The following is a 16,594-nucleotide window of genomic DNA, read 5'->3' on the forward strand; positions in this document are numbered from 1 at the left end:
TACAGAAGTGCCTACACTATTGTGGGTTTAATACACCACTATCTGCACTCACAACCACCGCGTTCGACCAGTTCGTCGAATCCGTACTGGCTCCCGCAGTCCGAACAGAAAACCTGCACGTCGACGAGGACGTCCGGCGACCCGATTACGAAGTCTTCTTGATTTGCCACCGAGTCGAGGGCACTCTCGGTCACTGCTGCGAGTCGGCCACGAAGTCGCTGGACTCGCTCTGTCGGGTCGCTGCGCTTGCGTTCTTTCGATGCGCCGCGGTACGACGTGAGATACGTGTGGACCGCTTGATGGGAGACGAAATCACGCTGGAGGCCTTCGACGTCGACACCTGCCCGTTCGAGTCTTCCACGCGCTCGTGTTCGTTCGGCCCCCGTCGCGTCGGTATCCGACAGCGCTTCGTAGAAGGTCTTGATTTCACCATCGAGCAGGTCGAGACCGGCGTCTAACGCGGCCGCCTCGAGGATTTCGTGGTTGAACACGTCCGCGAGGGTTCGGAGACTGTCTGCGTCTTCGTCGGCGGTCCATCGTTGCTCTAACTCCTCACCGAGTCCATCCAACCCGTACGACTCGATGAGACGTCCGACCTTCGAGTTCGTCGGATTCGGTCGGCTTTCTGCCATACATATAGGGCAAGTGAACGGGAGACATAACGGTTTCCATTACAACGGTACGTATGTAATCAAATACGAATAGTTATTTGGTACCACTCACAGATAACATCCATGACCGTTACTAGTCGCGCCGCTAATGTCTCTGTGGAGGCGCGAAACATCGGTGGAATCGAACACACCCACGTCGAGTTCGAACCCGGAATCACGATTCTCGTCGGCCGAAACGCGACCAACCGGACGTCGTTCCTCCAGGCGCTGATGACGGCGCTCGGGAGTGACCGTGCGTCGCTGAAGGCAGACGCAGACGAGGGTGAGGTGACGCTCTCGCTGGGCGACGAGACGTTTACTCGCGTCCTTCGACGGAAGGGGTCGAACACCGTCGCAGATGGTGACCCGTATCTCTCCGACCCGGAACTCGCTGACCTCTTTGCGTTCTTGCTGGAGTCGAACGAGGCACGGCGGGCCGTAGAGCGTGGTGACGACCTACGTGAACTCATCATGCGCCCCGTCGACACCACTGCCATCGAAGCCCAAATCACGCAGTTGGAAGCCGAACGCCGGCAGATCGACACCCAACTGAACGAGGCGGACGCACTCGAACGCACGATTGGAAATCTCGAACGCCGCGAGGCGGAACTCGACAACAAGATCGACGACGCCCGCGAACGTCTCGAATCACTCGAAGCCGAAATCGAGGCGGCAGAACGCACCGACGACGGCGAAAACGAGGCACTCGACCGACTCAACGAACTTCGTTCGACGCTCGAGAACGTTCGGTTCCGTCTCGAGACGGAGCGACAGAGTCTGGAAGCACTGCGAGACGACGAAACAGAGATTCGAGACTCGCTCGACGAACTGCCGGACGAGACTGCGGACTCTCCCTCGGAACTCGAATCGAAACTCTCGGACCGCCGTGAGCGCGTGCGTGAACTCGAATCGCAGATGAACGAGATTCAGAACATCGTTCGCGTCAACGAGTCCATGCTCGCGGGCGAAAACAGAGGCGTGACGAGCGCCCTTCGCGGTGGTTCGAACGGTGGGAGTGTCACCGACCAACTTCTCGGTGACGACGACGTCGTCTGTTGGACGTGCGGTTCGGAAGTCTCGTCTGAAACCATCGAAGCCACTGTCGAACATCTCGAAGAGTACCGTGCGAAGCTCGCGTCCGAACGGCGAGAGGCCCGAAACGCCATCGACGAGCTCTCGTCGCGACTCGACACCATCGAAGAACGGCGGACTCGACGGCGTGAGCTCTCGTCCCGCTTAGAACAGACGGTCGCTGAGCGGGAGGAGACGCTCGACCGAATCGACGAGCTCGAATCGCGACAGGAGGAACTGCGCGAGGAGATTACGACTGTCGAAGCCGAAGCAGAGGACGTCGACGACGAGACCGACGAGTTGGTCGAACTCCACTCCGAGGCGAACCGCGCAGAACTCGAACGTGAACGCCTCGAAAACGAACGAGGGCGCGTCCGCGACCGTCTCGACGAAGCCCGCACGAAGAAGGACAAACTCGCCGAGTACAAAGCGCGACGAGAAGAAATCGGCGAGGAGATTCGTGAGCTTCGGGGCCGAATCGACCGAATCGAGTCCGAGGCCGTCGAGGCGTTCAACGACCACATGGAGCGTGTCCTCGACATCCTCCAGTACGAAAACATCGAACGCGTCTGGATCGAGCGCATCCGCAAAGAGGCGTCCGGACGCGGCCAGTCGAAGGACCAAAGCGAGTTCAACCTCCACATCGTTCGACAGACCGAGTCTGGGACTGTCTACGAGGATACAGTCGACCACCTCTCAGAGAGCGAACGGGAGGTCATCGGTCTCGTGTTCGGGCTTGCGGGCTACCTCGTCCACGACGTCGCCGAGCAACTTCCGTTTATGCTCCTCGACTCGTTGGAGGCTATCGACTCCGAGCGAATCGCCGCTCTCGTCGAGTATGTCCACGAACACGCCGAGTTCGTCGTCGTCGCATTGCTCCCCGAAGACGCCGCCGCGCTCGACGACCAGCACGCCCGAATCACCGAGATTTAACCCGATTCGGAGTTCGCCGGCCCTTGCCCCTTTGTTCTGATATAGACAATGCCTTTTGAATTGGTGGACATTTGTAGTTGGTTTACTCGATAAAGTCATCATCTGGCGAATTGTGTGCGATTCACACAGGTGGATAACGGTGTATGGCCAGATTTCCTCTGTTTATTCCATCGTCACCAGCGTGTGGTCGATGCCGAATACGCTGGCACTCTCGACCTGATTTGAGCGCGTCAGTGCTCTCGTTGCCTGTTTGTGGGGCTCTCAGATTCGTATGAGGACGACACGTAGGGGTTCGCAATTTGTGAACTAGCGGTGTGAACGAACCGGGCGGAAAATCGTTACAAACGTATCTATGTAATGGACGCGCTCAACTGAACGTCGGGAATTCGTCGTCGGACTCTTCCATGTTGACGTTCACCTCAATGACGTTTGCGGTGTTGATGACGCTCTCGATGAGGTTCTGGTGGTACTCTGGCTGTTTCATCCGGCGAACCGGCCCGGAGACGCTGATGGAACCGAGGACGCGGCCGTGGCGGTTCGTCACCGGGGCACCGATGGCTTGCAACCCTTTGATCTCTTCCTCGTCGTTGAGCGAGTATCCGCGTTCACGTACCGTCTCCAGTTCTTCGAAGAGTTCGTCTCTGTCGGTGATGGTCGCTTCAGTCTTCGCTGGAAGCCCGTATCGGTCGATTATCCAATCGACACGCTCGCGTGGGAGGTGTGCCAAGATGGCTTTCCCCGTCGCAGAGAAGTGGAGATAGTCCGCTCGCTGGAGCTTGTTGACCTGGTAGTCGCTTCCAACGGCAGTCTCACCACTCACTTTGTAGAGATTGACGCCGAGGCCGTGCTGTTCGGTCGCCAGATGGGCATACTCACCAGTCTTCTCGGCGAGGTCTTCGATTTCAGATTTTCCGATACGGTAGAGGATATTCTGGTATCTGACGTACTCGCCGACGAGCAGAAACTGAAGTGAGAGCTGGTAGGTATCTCCGTCTTTTACGACGTACTTCTCTTCGCGGAGTGTACTCAGGTAGTTGTACACGACGCTCTTCGAGAGGTCGAGATGGTCTGCCAACTCCGTTACTCTCGCCCCGTCTAACTCCTCTAGTGCCCGAACGACGTCGAACGCACGAGACACCGTCTTCAGGGTCCGCGGCGAACCGCCCGTGTGTTCGTTTGACATGGATGCTATCGTCACTCGGGTACTATATGTGTTTGTATTTCGCAAACAACTTTCCCGACTAGGTACCACAAAACCCTGCTGAAAACATATACCACAGCCCATTTGACGATTCTATAGCCCCGTGGCATACAGAAAAAGCCTCTATGGGCCGAAAATAGACGTCTGAAAATTATGTTCACATACTGTGAACAGTAGAACTCTACTGGAGATGACGGGTTTCGACTTCCGGAGCGTGACGAACTCAGCAACTACCGTATGGAAAAAGGGTGTCGGACAGCAGCGTACGCGAGTGCCGGTGTTTCGCCGTATCGGCGTGGTTAGCGTGGTTACTCGGTCGCCAGTCGAGCGAGCGCGCCGGCGAGGACTCGTGTGGCGTCGGCGCAGTCTTCCCAATCGGTCCACTCGCGGGGATTGTGCGAGATTCCGTCTCGTGAGGGTGCAAAGAGGAGGGCGGCGTCTGTGACTTCTGCGACGTGCATCGTGTCGTGCCCGGCACCGGAGTGGAGGTCGAGTGTCTCTAGATTTGCGTCCGCCCCAGCGTCGTGGAGGGCACGACGGCATCGGTCGCTCATCTCGACTGGCTGGCGGTCCCAGGGATGTTCGAGCGTCGTCTCGACGGGTCGTTGGTCCTCGAGACGTGCGAGGCTCTGTCGCGCTTCTTCGATGATGAACTCGATGGAGTCGTAGTCGACGTCTCGGACGTCCACGGTCAGCGTCGTGTTCCCCGCGATGACGTTCGGGGCGTTCGGTGAGACGTCGAGTTTCCCGACTGTTCCGACTGCCGTCTCCGACACCTCGTTTCGCTCGTTCGTCGCCCGTTCGATGTCGAGGATAAACTCGCTGGTGGCCGCGAGTGCGTCAGACCGGTCGTCCATGAGCGTCGACCCGGCGTGGTCTGCTTCGCCGGTAATCTCGACTGAACATCGAGAGAGTCCGACGATGCTCGTGACGACACCGGCAGGGACGTTCGCGTCTTCGAGTCGTTCCGATTGCTCGATGTGAAGTTCGATCCACGAATCCCACTCCGACGCGTCGAGTCGGCCTTCACCACGGTAGCCGATATCCGCGAGCGCGTCTCCGAGTGGAATCCCGTCCGAATCTTCGATAGCTAACGCCTCGTCACTGTCCATCTCGTCGGTGGCGACGGCCGAACCGATGAGACCGCCACCGAATCGCTGACCCTCTTCTTCGGTGAAGTTGACGACTTCGACTGGTCGGACAGGTTCGACGCCAGCGTCCTGCATCGCCCGGATACTCTCGAGACCTGCGTACACACCGAGTGGTCCGTCGAAGATTCCCCCTTCGGGAACAGAGTCGAGGTGGCTCCCGGTGGCGACGGGTGCTGCGTCGGGGTCTGCGCTCTCGGGTACCCACCGGCCGACGATGTTCCCCACCTCGTCGATGTGAATCGAGAGCCCTGCGTCTCGAAGTCGTTCACAGAAGAACTCTCTCGCCCGTCGGTCTGCCTCGCTTCCAGTGAGAACCGTCCGCCCACGACCCTCGTCCGTGGGGACGGCACCGAACTCCGCGTTCGACTCGATGTCACTGCGGAGTCGCTGCTGATTGACTCGCATACTGCCGGGATTCGTGATTGACCCTATTTACCTGTTTGGAAATCAGACATTTGGATGACACCAATGGCGGTGAGGGATTCGAAGACAGTTCGGTGCACACTGCGGCGAGACAGTCGCCGACGCGACGTGTCTCTCTCGATGGTTTCCGTATCGGTGGACGTTCGTTCAAATCACTGCACCAACCGGGGAGATAAAATTTGAATTGTAAACTATACCACTCGTTCACTCGACCGAATCAACATTCTCGTTGACAGTATTCGGCGTGTGAACGTCGTATGCACTTAAAGCACCAAAATTTTTATCACAGAGTAGCGGATTGGGGGCTCTATATGCAAGAGAGTAGCAAGGAGTCCGAATCTCCTGATAGCAACGGCAACGGCACGCTCCGTGGACGGTTCGACCGCCGGACGTTCCTCGGTGCGGCGGCGACCACGGGTGCTGCGGCACTCGCTGGCTGTACGGGTGGCGGAGACGATGGCGGCGACTCGGGCGGCGACTCCGGTGGGGATTCCGGCGGCGACTCCGGTGGGGATTCCGGCGGTGACGACACTGACACGACCGAATCGAGTGGTGGCAAACAAGGTGGCACGCTCCAGTGGGGCGGCGCAGTTCCCGTCCAGGGTCTCGACCCACACATCGACACCTCCGCGGCGTCGAAGCGCGTCTTGGAGAACATCTACGAGGAAGTCGTCAAACTACAGGACGACTACTCCATCAAGCCACACCTCGCGAAGTCCTTCGAGCAGTCGGACGACAACACGCTCCTGACGTTCGAACTCCGTGAGGGTGTGACGTTCCACAACGGCAAGGAGATGACCTCCGAAGACGTGCTCGCGACCTACGAACGTGTCCAGAACGGGGACTACCTCGCCACTGGCTTCTTCGAGTTCGTCGAGGAACTCCGCGCTCCCGACGAGTACACCTTCGAGATTCAACTCACCGAACCGTTCGCCCCCTTCCTCGCGAAGATGGCGACGGCCGAACTCTCGGTCATGCCGGCCGAGAACGCGGCGAAGGACATGGTCGAGACGCCCATCGGGACCGGCCCGTACAAGTTCGAGAGCCGTGAAATCGAGACGTCGTTCACGATGGTCCGCAACGAGGACTATTGGGGCGCGTCCGACGAAGACGGGCCGTTCATCGACACCATCGTCAAGAGCGAGATTCCGGACCCGAGCGTCCGTCTCCAGTCGTTCCTCGCCGGCGAGTACGACTTCATCAACGGCATCGCGCCGAAGGACGTCTCTCGCGTCGAACAGGCACCCGACGTCCGCTTCGAGAAGCAGTTCCCCAAGTCGTTAGTCTACCTCGGGATGAACTGCGACGTGGCACCGTTCGACAACAAGGACGCCCGTCTCGCGCTGGACTACGCAATCGACAAAGAGAAGGTCGCAGAAGCGGCCCTCTACGGCACCGGACAGACCACTGCATCCCCTGCAGCACCCGGCAGTCCGTGGGTCAACCCCGACGTCGAACCGCGCCCGCGCGACCTCGAGAAGGCGCAAGAACACCTCGACGCCGCCGGTATGTCCGACGGCTACACGGCGACGTTCAAGATTCCGCAGTCCTACCCGACGCAGGTGCAGGCCGCAGAGGTCATCGCGGCCGACGCCGCCGAAGTCGGAATCAACCTCGAAATCCAGCAGATTACGTGGAGTACGTGGCTCTCGGACGTCTACTCGAAGCGTGACTTCCAGGCCACCACGAGTTCCTACCTCGCACTGTGGTACCCCGACGTGTCGTTCTACAAGTTCCTGCACCCAGACGGTGCGTTCTTCTTCACCAACTGGACGAACGACGAGTACAACTCCCTCGTCGAGGAAGCACGGACGATCTACGACGAAAACGAGCGCGCCGAACTCTACCACCAGGCCACGCAGATTCTCCACGACGAACGCGCCGGCCACATGTTCCTGTGGTGGCAACCGAGTCTGTACGGTGCTGCCTCGCAGTACAAGGGTAACATCGGTGCACCCGACGGGTCGACGCTCCAGTTCGACGACAACTGGCTGGACCGCTAACCCCGCTCCAACCCTCAGATTTCATCCATAAATTCATACAATGTCGATGTACAACTACGTCGTTCGGCGCGTTGGCTTCATGGCGGTGACGCTGTTCTTCGTCACGCTCATCGCCTTTGCCGTCACCAACATCCTCCCTGGTGACGTGGCCCTGCTCATCTTGGGCCCCAACGCGACCGAACAGTCGCTCGAAGCGCTCCAATCCCAACTGGGGCTCAACCGCCCGCTGTACGTGCAGTACATCGACTGGGTGGTCGGGCTCATCCAGGGGAACATGGGCGAATCACTTCGGTTCGGTGAACCGGTCGCGCAACTCATCGCCGAGCGCCTTCCACGCTCGCTGATGCTCGCGTTCGCCGCGACGTTCATCGCCGTCGTTCTCTCGGTGCCACTCGGCGTCTACGCCGCTATCAACCAGAACGAGGCACCCGACGTGACGGCGTCGATGTTCGCGTTCGTCGGAATCTCGATGCCCATCTTCCTGTGGGGCCTGGTGTTCATCTTAGTGTTCGCCGTTTGGCTCAACCTCTTTCCGACCGGTGGGTACGTCTCACCGAGTGAAGACTTGGTCGGGTCACTCACCCGACTCGCCTTGCCCGCAGGTGCGATGGGCTTCGCACTCACTGCGTACATCATGCGCATGACCCGGTCGTCGATGCTGGAGGTCCTGAGTGAGGAGTACATCAACCTCGCGCGTGCGAAGGGGATGAGCCAACGCGTCATCGTCCTTCGGCACGCGCTCAAGAACGCTATCATCCCCGTCATCACGGTCATCGCGTTCCAGTTCAGCTACGCGTTCGGCGGGGTCGTCGTGCTCGAAGAGGTGTTCTTCTGGCCCGGCATCGGCAAGTTGACGTTGACCGCAATCCAGAGCCGCGACATCCCCCTCATCCAGGGGTGTATCGTCGTGGTCGCACTCATCTACATGTTCTCGAACTTCGCCGCAGACTTACTGTACGCGTACTTCGACCCGCGTATCCGCTACGGAGGTGACGACTAATGGCGACCGAACAAGAGGCAAACGAGAGCCAGCCACTCATCTCGCAGTCGCAACGCGAGCGCATGGCTCGCTTTGTTCGGAAATTCCGGAGCAACACGAAGGCGATGCTCGGTTTCAGTATCGTCGTGATGCTCGTGCTGGTCGCCATCTTCGCACCACTCATCGCACCGTACTCTATCGAAGAGACGAACATCGAAGACCGCTCGCAGGCCCCTTCGGTCGAACATCCCTTCGGGACTGACGACCTGGGCCGCGACATCTTCAGTCGCGTCGTGATGGGGAGTCGAATCTCCCTCTACGTCGGGTTCGGTGCCATCTCTGGTGCGCTCGCCGTCGGTGCTATCATCGGCGTCGTCGCCGGATACGCCGGTGGCTTGACCGACGAGATTCTGATGCGCGTCATGGACGCCGCGATGGCGTTCCCACCAGTGCTCCTCGCACTGACGCTCCTCGTCGTGTTGGGTCCGGAGTTGAGTAACGTCATCATCGCGTTGGCGTTCGTCTACACGCCCTATATCGCCCGCGTCTCGCGAAGTGCGGCCCTCGCCGAACGCAACGAAGCGTACGTCGAGGCCGCCATCGCGCGTGGGGAGAGCGACTCGCGTATCGTCTTCAGCGAGGTGTTCCCGAACTGTACGGCCCCGATGCTCGTTCAGGGGTCGCTCAACATCTCGTTTGCCATCCTCGCGGAGGCGAGCCTGTCGTTCCTCGGTCTCGGTGCACAACCACCGAAACCGTCGTGGGGACTGATGATAAACACCGGTCGTGGGTTCATGGAGACTGCGCCGTGGATGCTCATCTTCCCGGCGCTGGCTATCGGCATCGCCGTCGTCGGATTCAACATGCTGGGTGACGGCCTCCGCGACGTCCTCGACCCGAAGGTGGAGGCGATAGAATGAGCGCCCACACCACAGCGACCGAGTCGGAACAGTCGGACGGTCCACTCCTCGACGTGCGTGGACTCAAGACCGAGTTCCGCACCGACAGCGGTCCGATCGTCGCTTCCAATGAGGTGTCGTTCTCGCTGGACCGCGGTGAGACGATGGGTCTCGTCGGAGAGTCGGGCGCAGGGAAGTCCGTCACGGCGCGGTCGGTTATGCGTCTCATCGACTCGCCAGGTGAGATAACTGGCGGGCAAGTCGTCTTCAACGGCGAAGACCTGCTCCAGAAGTCTGACGCAGAGATGCGCGACATCCGTGGCAACCGTATCGCGATGATTCCGCAGGACCCGATGTCGTCACTCAACCCAGTGATGACCGTCGGTGAGCAGATCATCGAGACGATTCGTCGTCACCAGGATGTCTCGAAGAGCGAGGCACGTGAACTCGCCATCGAGTCGATGGACGACGTTGGAATCCCAGACGCGGCAGAACGAATCGACGACTACCCACACGAGTTCTCCGGCGGGATGCGCCAGCGCGTCCTCGTCGCAATAGGCTTTTCGTGTGAACCAGACCTCATCATCGCCGACGAACCCACGACTGCACTCGACGTGACGACGCAGGCGAAGATTCTCGACCTGCTCAACGAGATGCAAGAACGCGAGGGCACGGCCGTCTTGATGATTACCCACAACCTCGGCGTCGTCGCCCAGACGTGTGACCACGTCGGTGTGATGTACGCCGGAAATCTCGTCGAAACTGCCGAGCTCGGTGACCTGTTCGCCCGCCCGAGGCACCCCTACACCCGTGCGCTCATCGACTCCATCCCGGAGGTCGACACCGACTACGACGAACTACCGACGCTCGACGGTGCGATGCCCGACCTCGGGTCTCTCCCGAGTGGGTGTAACTTCGCCCCGCGATGCCCACACGCGACCGAAGCGTGTCGGACGGGTGGCGACCCGACGCTGGACTCGGTCGGTGATACCACGTCTCGTGCAGCGTGTATTCACGCCGACTCACTCGACCTCTCCGAGAGTACAGTCCCAGAGGTAGGGGTCGGACGGTCAGATATCGACCGCAGCGGAGAACCGCTGTTCGAAGTCCACAACCTGAAGAAGTACTTCAGTGCGGGTGATGGCGTCTTCGGAAACGTCCACCTGTCGTTCGGAGACGGTGGGCTCCCGACTATCGAACGCCGGTACGTCAAAGCCGTCGACGACGTGAGTTTCGACGTCTACCCCGGCGAGACCGTCGGGCTCGTCGGTGAGTCCGGGTGTGGGAAGTCCACCGTCGCCCGCACCGCGCTTCGTCTCCTCGAACCGACCGAAGGCGAGGTGTTCTTCGAAGGGCAACCGCTGCACGAACTCGGGTCGACCGAGGTCCGGAGTCTGCGCCGCGAGATGCAGATGATATTCCAGGACCCGCAGAGTTCGCTGAATCCGCGGAAGACGGTCGGCCAAATCGTCGGCCGCGCGATGGAGAAACACGACATCGCGACGGGCGAAGAGAAGCGCGAGCGAGTGGGCGACCTGCTCGAACGCGTGGGTCTCTCACGGAACGCGGCGAGTAAGTACCCTCATGAATTCTCCGGCGGCCAACAACAGCGCGTCGCCATCGCGCACGCCCTCGCCGTCGAACCGAAGCTCATCGTCTGTGACGAACCCGTCTCGGCGCTCGACGTGAGTGTGCAAGCGCAGATTCTCAACCTGCTCAACGAGATACAGGCCGACGAGAACATCTCGTACCTGTTCATCTCGCACAACATCGGTGTCATTCGGCACATCTGTGACCGCGTGGCCGTGATGTATCTCGGGAAGATAGCGGAGTTCGGGAACATCGACGACGTGTTCTCACCGCCGTTCCACCCGTACACCGAGAGTCTGCTGTCGGCAGTGCCGCACGCGAACCCGAACCGAGAGACGGACCGTATCCTCCTCGAAGGGAGCGTCCCGAGTCCCATCAACCCGCCCTCGGGATGTCCGTTCCAGACTCGCTGTCCCAAGAAGATAGGCGACGTCTGCGAGACGGAGTTCCCGGAACTCGAAGCGATGGACCAGTCTGGGCACTTCATCTCGTGTCACCTGTCGGAAGCAGAGATGAGCGAACGCGAGTCGTTCATCACGCCGCCGAAGCGGACAGAGACCAACGCGGCAGACTCAGACTGAGGCACGCACGCCTTCAGAGGCACCCACGAACGCCCTTTTTTCGATGCGAACGTCCTCGTTTCAGTACTTTACACCGAAGTTCAGAATCTCGTCCGGATAGTCCCCGAACAGGTCGTCCGTCTCCTTCTGAATCTGGGCCTTTGCACGGCGGGCCTCGGTGAGTAACTCCCGAAGGTCAGAGACTGGGTCATCCGAGAGGTCCACGCGAAGGTTGTGGTAGAACTCCGGGCCGGGTGCGTGGACGAGAACCGCTGCGCTCATCTCTCCTCTGTCGTCTCCACCGGCTGCCTCACCTGCTTCGAGGGCGGAGACGAGTCGTTCGGCCATGTCGCAGTCGGTTGATTCGTACGCTTCGGCAGTCGCGTCGACGACGTCGCTCCCGGCGAGCATGTTTCCTGCGACGGTGTACCCATCTCCGACGTGGTGGCCGGCCCATTCGACACATTCGTCGCCAGTGAAGGCGGACTCGCTGTCCGTGCCGACGCCGTGGACTTGCCGATAGTCGGCGTAGTCGTCCGACGAGAGGAGGTCTTCGATGGCGTCGTCGACACGTTCCCCAGCATCGGCGCGAGCGACGGCGTCTCGTCCGTGTTCTGTCTTGGTGTACGATTGCGTGACTGCGGCGGCGTTGGCACTGACGTATGGACACGTGGCGCCGACAGAGACCGTTCCTGTCGTAACTGCTGCACCGAAGGTGTTCGTAGTCGGGTCGTGGGCCGCTATCGAGAATGTTCCAGGAACGTGTCGCATGGCTACGCTACTCGTTTCTCCGGTTCTCGGCGGGTGACTATATACGTATCTGACCCACCGGTAAATCGCGTTCTCCCGAGACCATCGAAACGGTTTTCACGAGAATATACCAGAAATATTATTATATATTTTAGAATACTACTCTCACCAAACGAGTTGAAATCACCGATAAATTTCTGTATTAATACAACTTGGATGGGCTATTCGAGACTTAGAGTAATATGACAGATGATTAGAAATAATAGAAATATGGTCTATCCCGATTCCACCCCGTTCAAATACATTTCAAGTGGCGTCTCGTTTGCTGGCGAGTTCCGTCCGAAAACGTCGTTCCGACGACAGTCGCTCTGATGACTACTCAGAATCGCGTGGACGGCTACACGCCAGCGACGATCCACAGCACGACGACCGGTACGCCGACGAGTTCCGAACGAGTTTGCACTCACGATACCGATAGGCGACTTCGGAACCGCAATCGGTACACGTGAGGACGTACTTCGGGTCGGAGAACCGTCGAACGTGGACTGGTGCGTCGATGGATTCAGCGCGTCGTTTGAACGCTGCACCGTGGTCGGTGGTTCCGAACGCTTGGAACTGTTCGACGTGGACGAGTTCGTGGCGAAGTGTCGCGGTCCACTCGTCGCGGCCGAACGATTCGAAGGCCCGCCACGAGAGTGACATCGTACACGTTGGGCTGCCGTCGACGTCTGTCCCACTGCCGGCCCAGTCTCTCCGTTCGCCGACTGTCGCGCCATCTACCTGCGGCGTCTTCACCGCAGCAGCCCGTCGTTTCGCACGAGTCGACACTTCCCACTCGACCTGCTCTAACACCACGTCGAGCCCGTACTCCGAGACGGCCCGAGAGCAGTACGCGCGCGACCAGTGTATCAACTCGTCGTGGGTCTCGACGGCGTCGTAGTCGTCCGGAAATCCGCTATCGTCGCGTGCCACAGTTCGGCCGGTGGTTCGACGGAGAGACTGATGTGTGTTGTGTTCGCGGTGGTTGGGTCACCGTTCTCACCCTCGTCTCTCTATCTGGCCGGGGGTCTCTGCGGTGACGAACCTGCGAATCTCACGATTCTCGTTCCTACTGTTCCACGGTGACACTTAACAGTCGAGTCAGCGAACCGTGAACACATGACGTCTGATAGTGCTGACGCGTCACAGTGGACGACTATCGAAACCGCCCGAGATGGATACGTTGGCCGGATTACGCTCTCTCGGCCGGAGTCGATGAACACGTTCAGTACCGACCTCGCGACCGAACTCGACGACGCACTCATTGCGTTCGACGAGGCGGACGACATCAGGGTCGTCGTCGTCGACGGGGCCGGGAAGGCGTTCTCTGCAGGTATCGACTTGACGGAACACGCAGCGTACGAGACGAAAGACGAGTACGAAGCGTGGGTCGCAGTGATGGAAGAACCGTTTCGGACGCTCACGAAGATGCGCACCCCGGTCATCGCCGCCGTCCACGGTCACGCGGCGGCGAACGGAATCGGCCTCCTCGCCGCCTGTGACCTGGCTGTGGTAGCCGAGGGAACCAGGATGGGCGCGACTGCTCCCAAGGTCGGCCTGTTCTGTATGGGGCCGGCCGTTCCGTTGCTGTCGTCTGTGACGCGGAAACGGTGTCTCGAACTCCTCTTGACCGGTGACCTGATAGACGCCGAGACGGCCTTCGAGTGGGGACTCGTCAATCGTGTCGTTCCCGACGGTGACCACGTGACTGCGGCAGTCGAACTCGCAGAGTCCATCGCGTCGAAGAGTCCGGTGGCCGTCCAGATGGGGAAAGAGGCGTTCTACGAGATGGCCGAACTCGAGTACGACGGCGCCCTCGATTACTCGAACGAACGGTTCGGAGAGCTCTGTACGACACGGGACGCGCACGAAGGGATAGACGCGTTCCTCGATGGCGAACCGCTGAGTGCGGACGAGTGGCCCGGTGAGTAGGATTCGGGTCGGGTGAGGATTCGGGTTCAGGGAGGGCTCGGGGACCAAATCCATATTCACCGCGCGTGTGCCTGCAGTAACCCCGTCGACGTGGGTACGTACGCGGAAAAAACCCCGAATATCGGTCGTGTCTCTCGAAAAGTCAGACAATCGACTAATATGCTAACATCGTTGTCTGTGTGAGACAACGAGGATTAGTAAAATCTGGTTACTACTGGCCACGTTTTGAATAAACTGAATGTCGCTATATGGAAATTGCCGACCGCCGCGAGGTAAGTCTGGTGTCGTCACGAACCCGAGTAGAGTGGGGGTTCGAGAGCTTCAGGCGTATACACCATCTTCCGACCAAACTCGATGTCTCCGGGGGAGAACTCACCATCCGTCCTATATTCGGGTCCCTCGTTCGATATCCTGTAGCCCAAGCGTTCTGGAACTGGTCTATTGCTGTGTCTTCGTCTGTGACGTTCTTCTTTGTGGTGAGATTAATCGGTGCCACGTGTTCACACTCCTCTACCGTCGATGCTGCCTATGTCGGTTCGTTGCTCGTTTCGTATCGACCGCACTGAGAACTGTGTGTTAATTAGTACACATCTTGATTACGACAGTTTACGTCTTGAATGAACATAATTCGTCGAATTCGTACAATCTTGTAATCAGATATGAAATACACCGCCTCTCGTCTCGTGATTGTGCGACTAACCATCCATGTAAACGTGAATATAAATTCAAAACTGTACTCATAATCCGATAATTAAGCTTATTAATTTTATAACTAGTAGTAGTGACTCATTTGTAACTTGATGTATACGATTTTGTGACGTTCAGGAATCTCTGAATAAATTGTCACCGAAGTACTTATGTAATTATCTGGCTGTTAATCTGATTAATGGCTAGCACGCAAGAGGAGCAATCTGATACGAACGAAAATATCGATTGGGACATGGTCAGCTATGCAATCAGTTCTCAGTACCGACTGACTGTGTTAGAGCGACTCGCGGAAGGGCCGGCGACGCCGACCCGCATCGCTGCCGATACGGACCGTCACGTCGCGAATATCTCTCGTTCTATTCAGCGCCTGCGAAAGCGTGGGCAGGTCGAACTACTCGTCCCGGAAGACAGAAAGAAAGGACGTGTATACGGGCTCACCGAGGAGGGCCAGCAGTCGTGGCACGTAATCGAATCACAGGAACTAGTGTGAAGAGCGTCTGAATCACACGCAGTTCTCTCTGTACCTTATCTCTTCTCGGATTTTCAGCTCGCTGTTTAGGTTAATACGATTTTAACCCTGACTAACGGTGTCGTCAGTCACTCAACAACAAAGTGTATACTCTAGTATCATTACGCATGGTCGAATTACCGATAGTGAAAGACAACGGGGTGATGCGAACCCTTGGAGGAATGCAGGCCGACGTGTTGGCAGGGTTCGTCATCCTCATCGGGGTTTCCATGTCGGTGTTGTACATCGACTCTGTCGTCGTCCGTGCTGTATTTGGAATTCCGTTACTCGTCTTTCTTCCTGGGTACACCTTGCTTCTCGTGTTGTTCCCACACGATTACACCGATACACGAGTCTCACGTTCTTCGACGGTGACGGTGAACCGGAACGGCGTGGGGGTGACCTTCACCGAGCGTATGGCGCTCTCTTTCGGTGTCAGTCTCGCACTGATTCCGATACTCGGGGTGTTTGTCCTCAGTGTATTCCCGCAGTTGAGTACCATCAGCCTCGTCGGTATCTTGGCGACGCTGATCGCTATTGGCCTCTTGGTAGGTGAGTACCGCCGCCAACGACTCACGGAGTCAGAGCAGTACAACGTTCCGCTCAAGCTCTGGTACACGTCGGTGGCCGATTCGTTCTCGAAGCAAGACGATTCGAATCGAGTCGTGAACATTCTCCTCGCTGCTGTCGTCGTCCTGTCTGTGGTCGGACTCGGGTTCGCCCTCACCGTTCCGAACTACGGAGAGGAATATTCGACTCTCTCGTTGGTCACCCAGCAGTCGAACGGCGAGTTCGTCGCGTCGGGGTATCCCGAGTCGCTGTCGGCGAGCGGAACCGCAGACCTGTACGCGAGTGTGACCAACCAGGAACGTGAACTGACTCAGTACACGCTCGTCGTCCAACTACAGCGCGTCGACACGTCGTCTGGAACGGTCTCTGTCGTCGAATACGAAGAGTTGGCGCGTGTCTCCCAGGAGGTCGCTCCCGGTGAAACCTGGACGACTAACCCCGAACTCGCCCCCGAGATGACCGGCTCCGAACTCCGTCTCGTCTACCTCCTGTACAAAGGCGACGCGCCCCAAGACGCCGATACCGACAGTGCGTACCGTTCGACCTACGTCTGGGTCGACAGCTAACTACGACGGGCAGTACAGGTTTCGAACGTCACTATCGGTCCGTTTCCTTTCTCTCGTTTGG

Annotated in this window: 13 protein-coding genes; 8 read left to right on the top strand and 5 right to left on the bottom strand. The window is 58.6% G+C overall.

Features of this window, described 5'->3' with window-relative positions:
- Window positions 1-38 precede the first annotated feature (38 nt).
- Window positions 39-632 carry a rod-determining factor RdfA gene (rdfA, locus tag GJR99_RS16380; RefSeq protein WP_151114129.1) on the bottom strand — a complete coding sequence of 198 codons (594 nt, stop codon included), beginning with the start codon at window positions 630-632 and terminating at the stop codon, window positions 39-41.
- Window positions 633-734: 102 nt separating this feature from the next.
- Between rdfA and GJR99_RS16385 the strand changes: the two genes are divergently transcribed.
- The gene (locus tag GJR99_RS16385) at window positions 735-2,654 is read left to right on the top strand and encodes an archaea-specific SMC-related protein (protein WP_151114130.1); all 1,920 of its coding nucleotides are present in this window, start codon (window positions 735-737) and stop codon (window positions 2,652-2,654) included.
- Between the two features lie 367 nt (window positions 2,655-3,021).
- Here the strand turns inward: GJR99_RS16385 and GJR99_RS16390 are convergent, their stop codons facing one another.
- Window positions 3,022-3,837 carry an IclR family transcriptional regulator gene (locus GJR99_RS16390; RefSeq protein WP_151114131.1) on the bottom strand — a complete coding sequence of 272 codons (816 nt, stop codon included), beginning with the start codon at window positions 3,835-3,837 and terminating at the stop codon, window positions 3,022-3,024.
- Window positions 3,838-4,163: 326 nt separating this feature from the next.
- Window positions 4,164-5,411 (bottom strand): Zn-dependent hydrolase, encoded by a 1,248-nt coding sequence (locus tag GJR99_RS16395; RefSeq protein WP_151114132.1) that lies wholly within the window; start codon window positions 5,409-5,411, stop codon window positions 4,164-4,166.
- Window positions 5,412-5,740: 329 nt separating this feature from the next.
- On the opposite strand from GJR99_RS16395, the gene GJR99_RS16400 reads away from it, so the two are divergent.
- Genes GJR99_RS16400 through GJR99_RS16415 form a run of 4 tightly spaced genes read left to right on the top strand, consistent with a single transcriptional unit; the run spans window position 5,741 to window position 11,481 of the window.
- Window positions 5,741-7,432 carry an ABC transporter substrate-binding protein gene (locus tag GJR99_RS16400; RefSeq protein ID WP_151114133.1) on the top strand — a complete coding sequence of 564 codons (1,692 nt, stop codon included), beginning with the start codon at window positions 5,741-5,743 and terminating at the stop codon, window positions 7,430-7,432.
- A 40-nt stretch (window positions 7,433-7,472) separates the two neighbouring features.
- Entirely contained in the window at window positions 7,473-8,432 is a 960-nt protein-coding gene (locus GJR99_RS16405; RefSeq protein ID WP_151114134.1) for an ABC transporter permease, read from the top strand.
- Window positions 8,432-9,331: an ABC transporter permease gene (locus GJR99_RS16410; protein WP_151114135.1), complete on the top strand. Its 900-nt coding sequence runs from the start codon at window positions 8,432-8,434 to the stop codon at window positions 9,329-9,331. Before GJR99_RS16405 ends, GJR99_RS16410 begins: the two co-directional genes overlap by 1 nt.
- A complete protein-coding gene (locus GJR99_RS16415) occupies window positions 9,328-11,481 on the top strand; it encodes an ABC transporter ATP-binding protein (protein ID WP_151114136.1) in 2,154 nt (717 codons plus the stop codon). Before GJR99_RS16410 ends, GJR99_RS16415 begins: the two co-directional genes overlap by 4 nt.
- A 60-nt stretch (window positions 11,482-11,541) precedes the next feature.
- Here GJR99_RS16415 and GJR99_RS16420 read toward each other — a convergent pair whose 3' ends face one another.
- Complete coding sequence (locus GJR99_RS16420; protein WP_151114137.1) at window positions 11,542-12,231, bottom strand: DUF1028 domain-containing protein; 690 nt, start codon at window positions 12,229-12,231, stop codon at window positions 11,542-11,544.
- A gap of 354 nt (window positions 12,232-12,585) precedes the next feature.
- Window positions 12,586-13,182, bottom strand: coding sequence for a SprT-like domain-containing protein (locus GJR99_RS16425; RefSeq protein ID WP_151114138.1), 597 nt, complete (start codon window positions 13,180-13,182; stop codon window positions 12,586-12,588).
- Window positions 13,183-13,368: 186 nt separating this feature from the next.
- On the opposite strand from GJR99_RS16425, the gene GJR99_RS16430 reads away from it, so the two are divergent.
- The 3 genes from GJR99_RS16430 to GJR99_RS16440 all read left to right on the top strand — a co-directional run bounded on the left by GJR99_RS16430 (window position 13,369) and on the right by GJR99_RS16440 (window position 16,533).
- Entirely contained in the window at window positions 13,369-14,181 is an 813-nt protein-coding gene (locus GJR99_RS16430; RefSeq protein ID WP_151114139.1) for an enoyl-CoA hydratase/isomerase family protein, read from the top strand.
- Window positions 14,182-15,067: 886 nt separating this feature from the next.
- On the top strand, window positions 15,068-15,379 hold the full coding sequence (locus GJR99_RS16435) for a winged helix-turn-helix domain-containing protein (RefSeq protein WP_151114140.1): 312 nt from the start codon (window positions 15,068-15,070) through the stop codon (window positions 15,377-15,379).
- Between the two features lie 182 nt (window positions 15,380-15,561).
- On the top strand, window positions 15,562-16,533 hold the full coding sequence (locus GJR99_RS16440; RefSeq protein ID WP_191967165.1) for a DUF1616 domain-containing protein: 972 nt from the start codon (window positions 15,562-15,564) through the stop codon (window positions 16,531-16,533).
- Window positions 16,534-16,594: the final 61 nt, after the last annotated feature.

Source organism: Haloferax marinum, from assembly GCF_009674625.1.
In the GTDB taxonomy this organism is placed as follows: domain Archaea; phylum Halobacteriota; class Halobacteria; order Halobacteriales; family Haloferacaceae; genus Haloferax; species Haloferax marinum.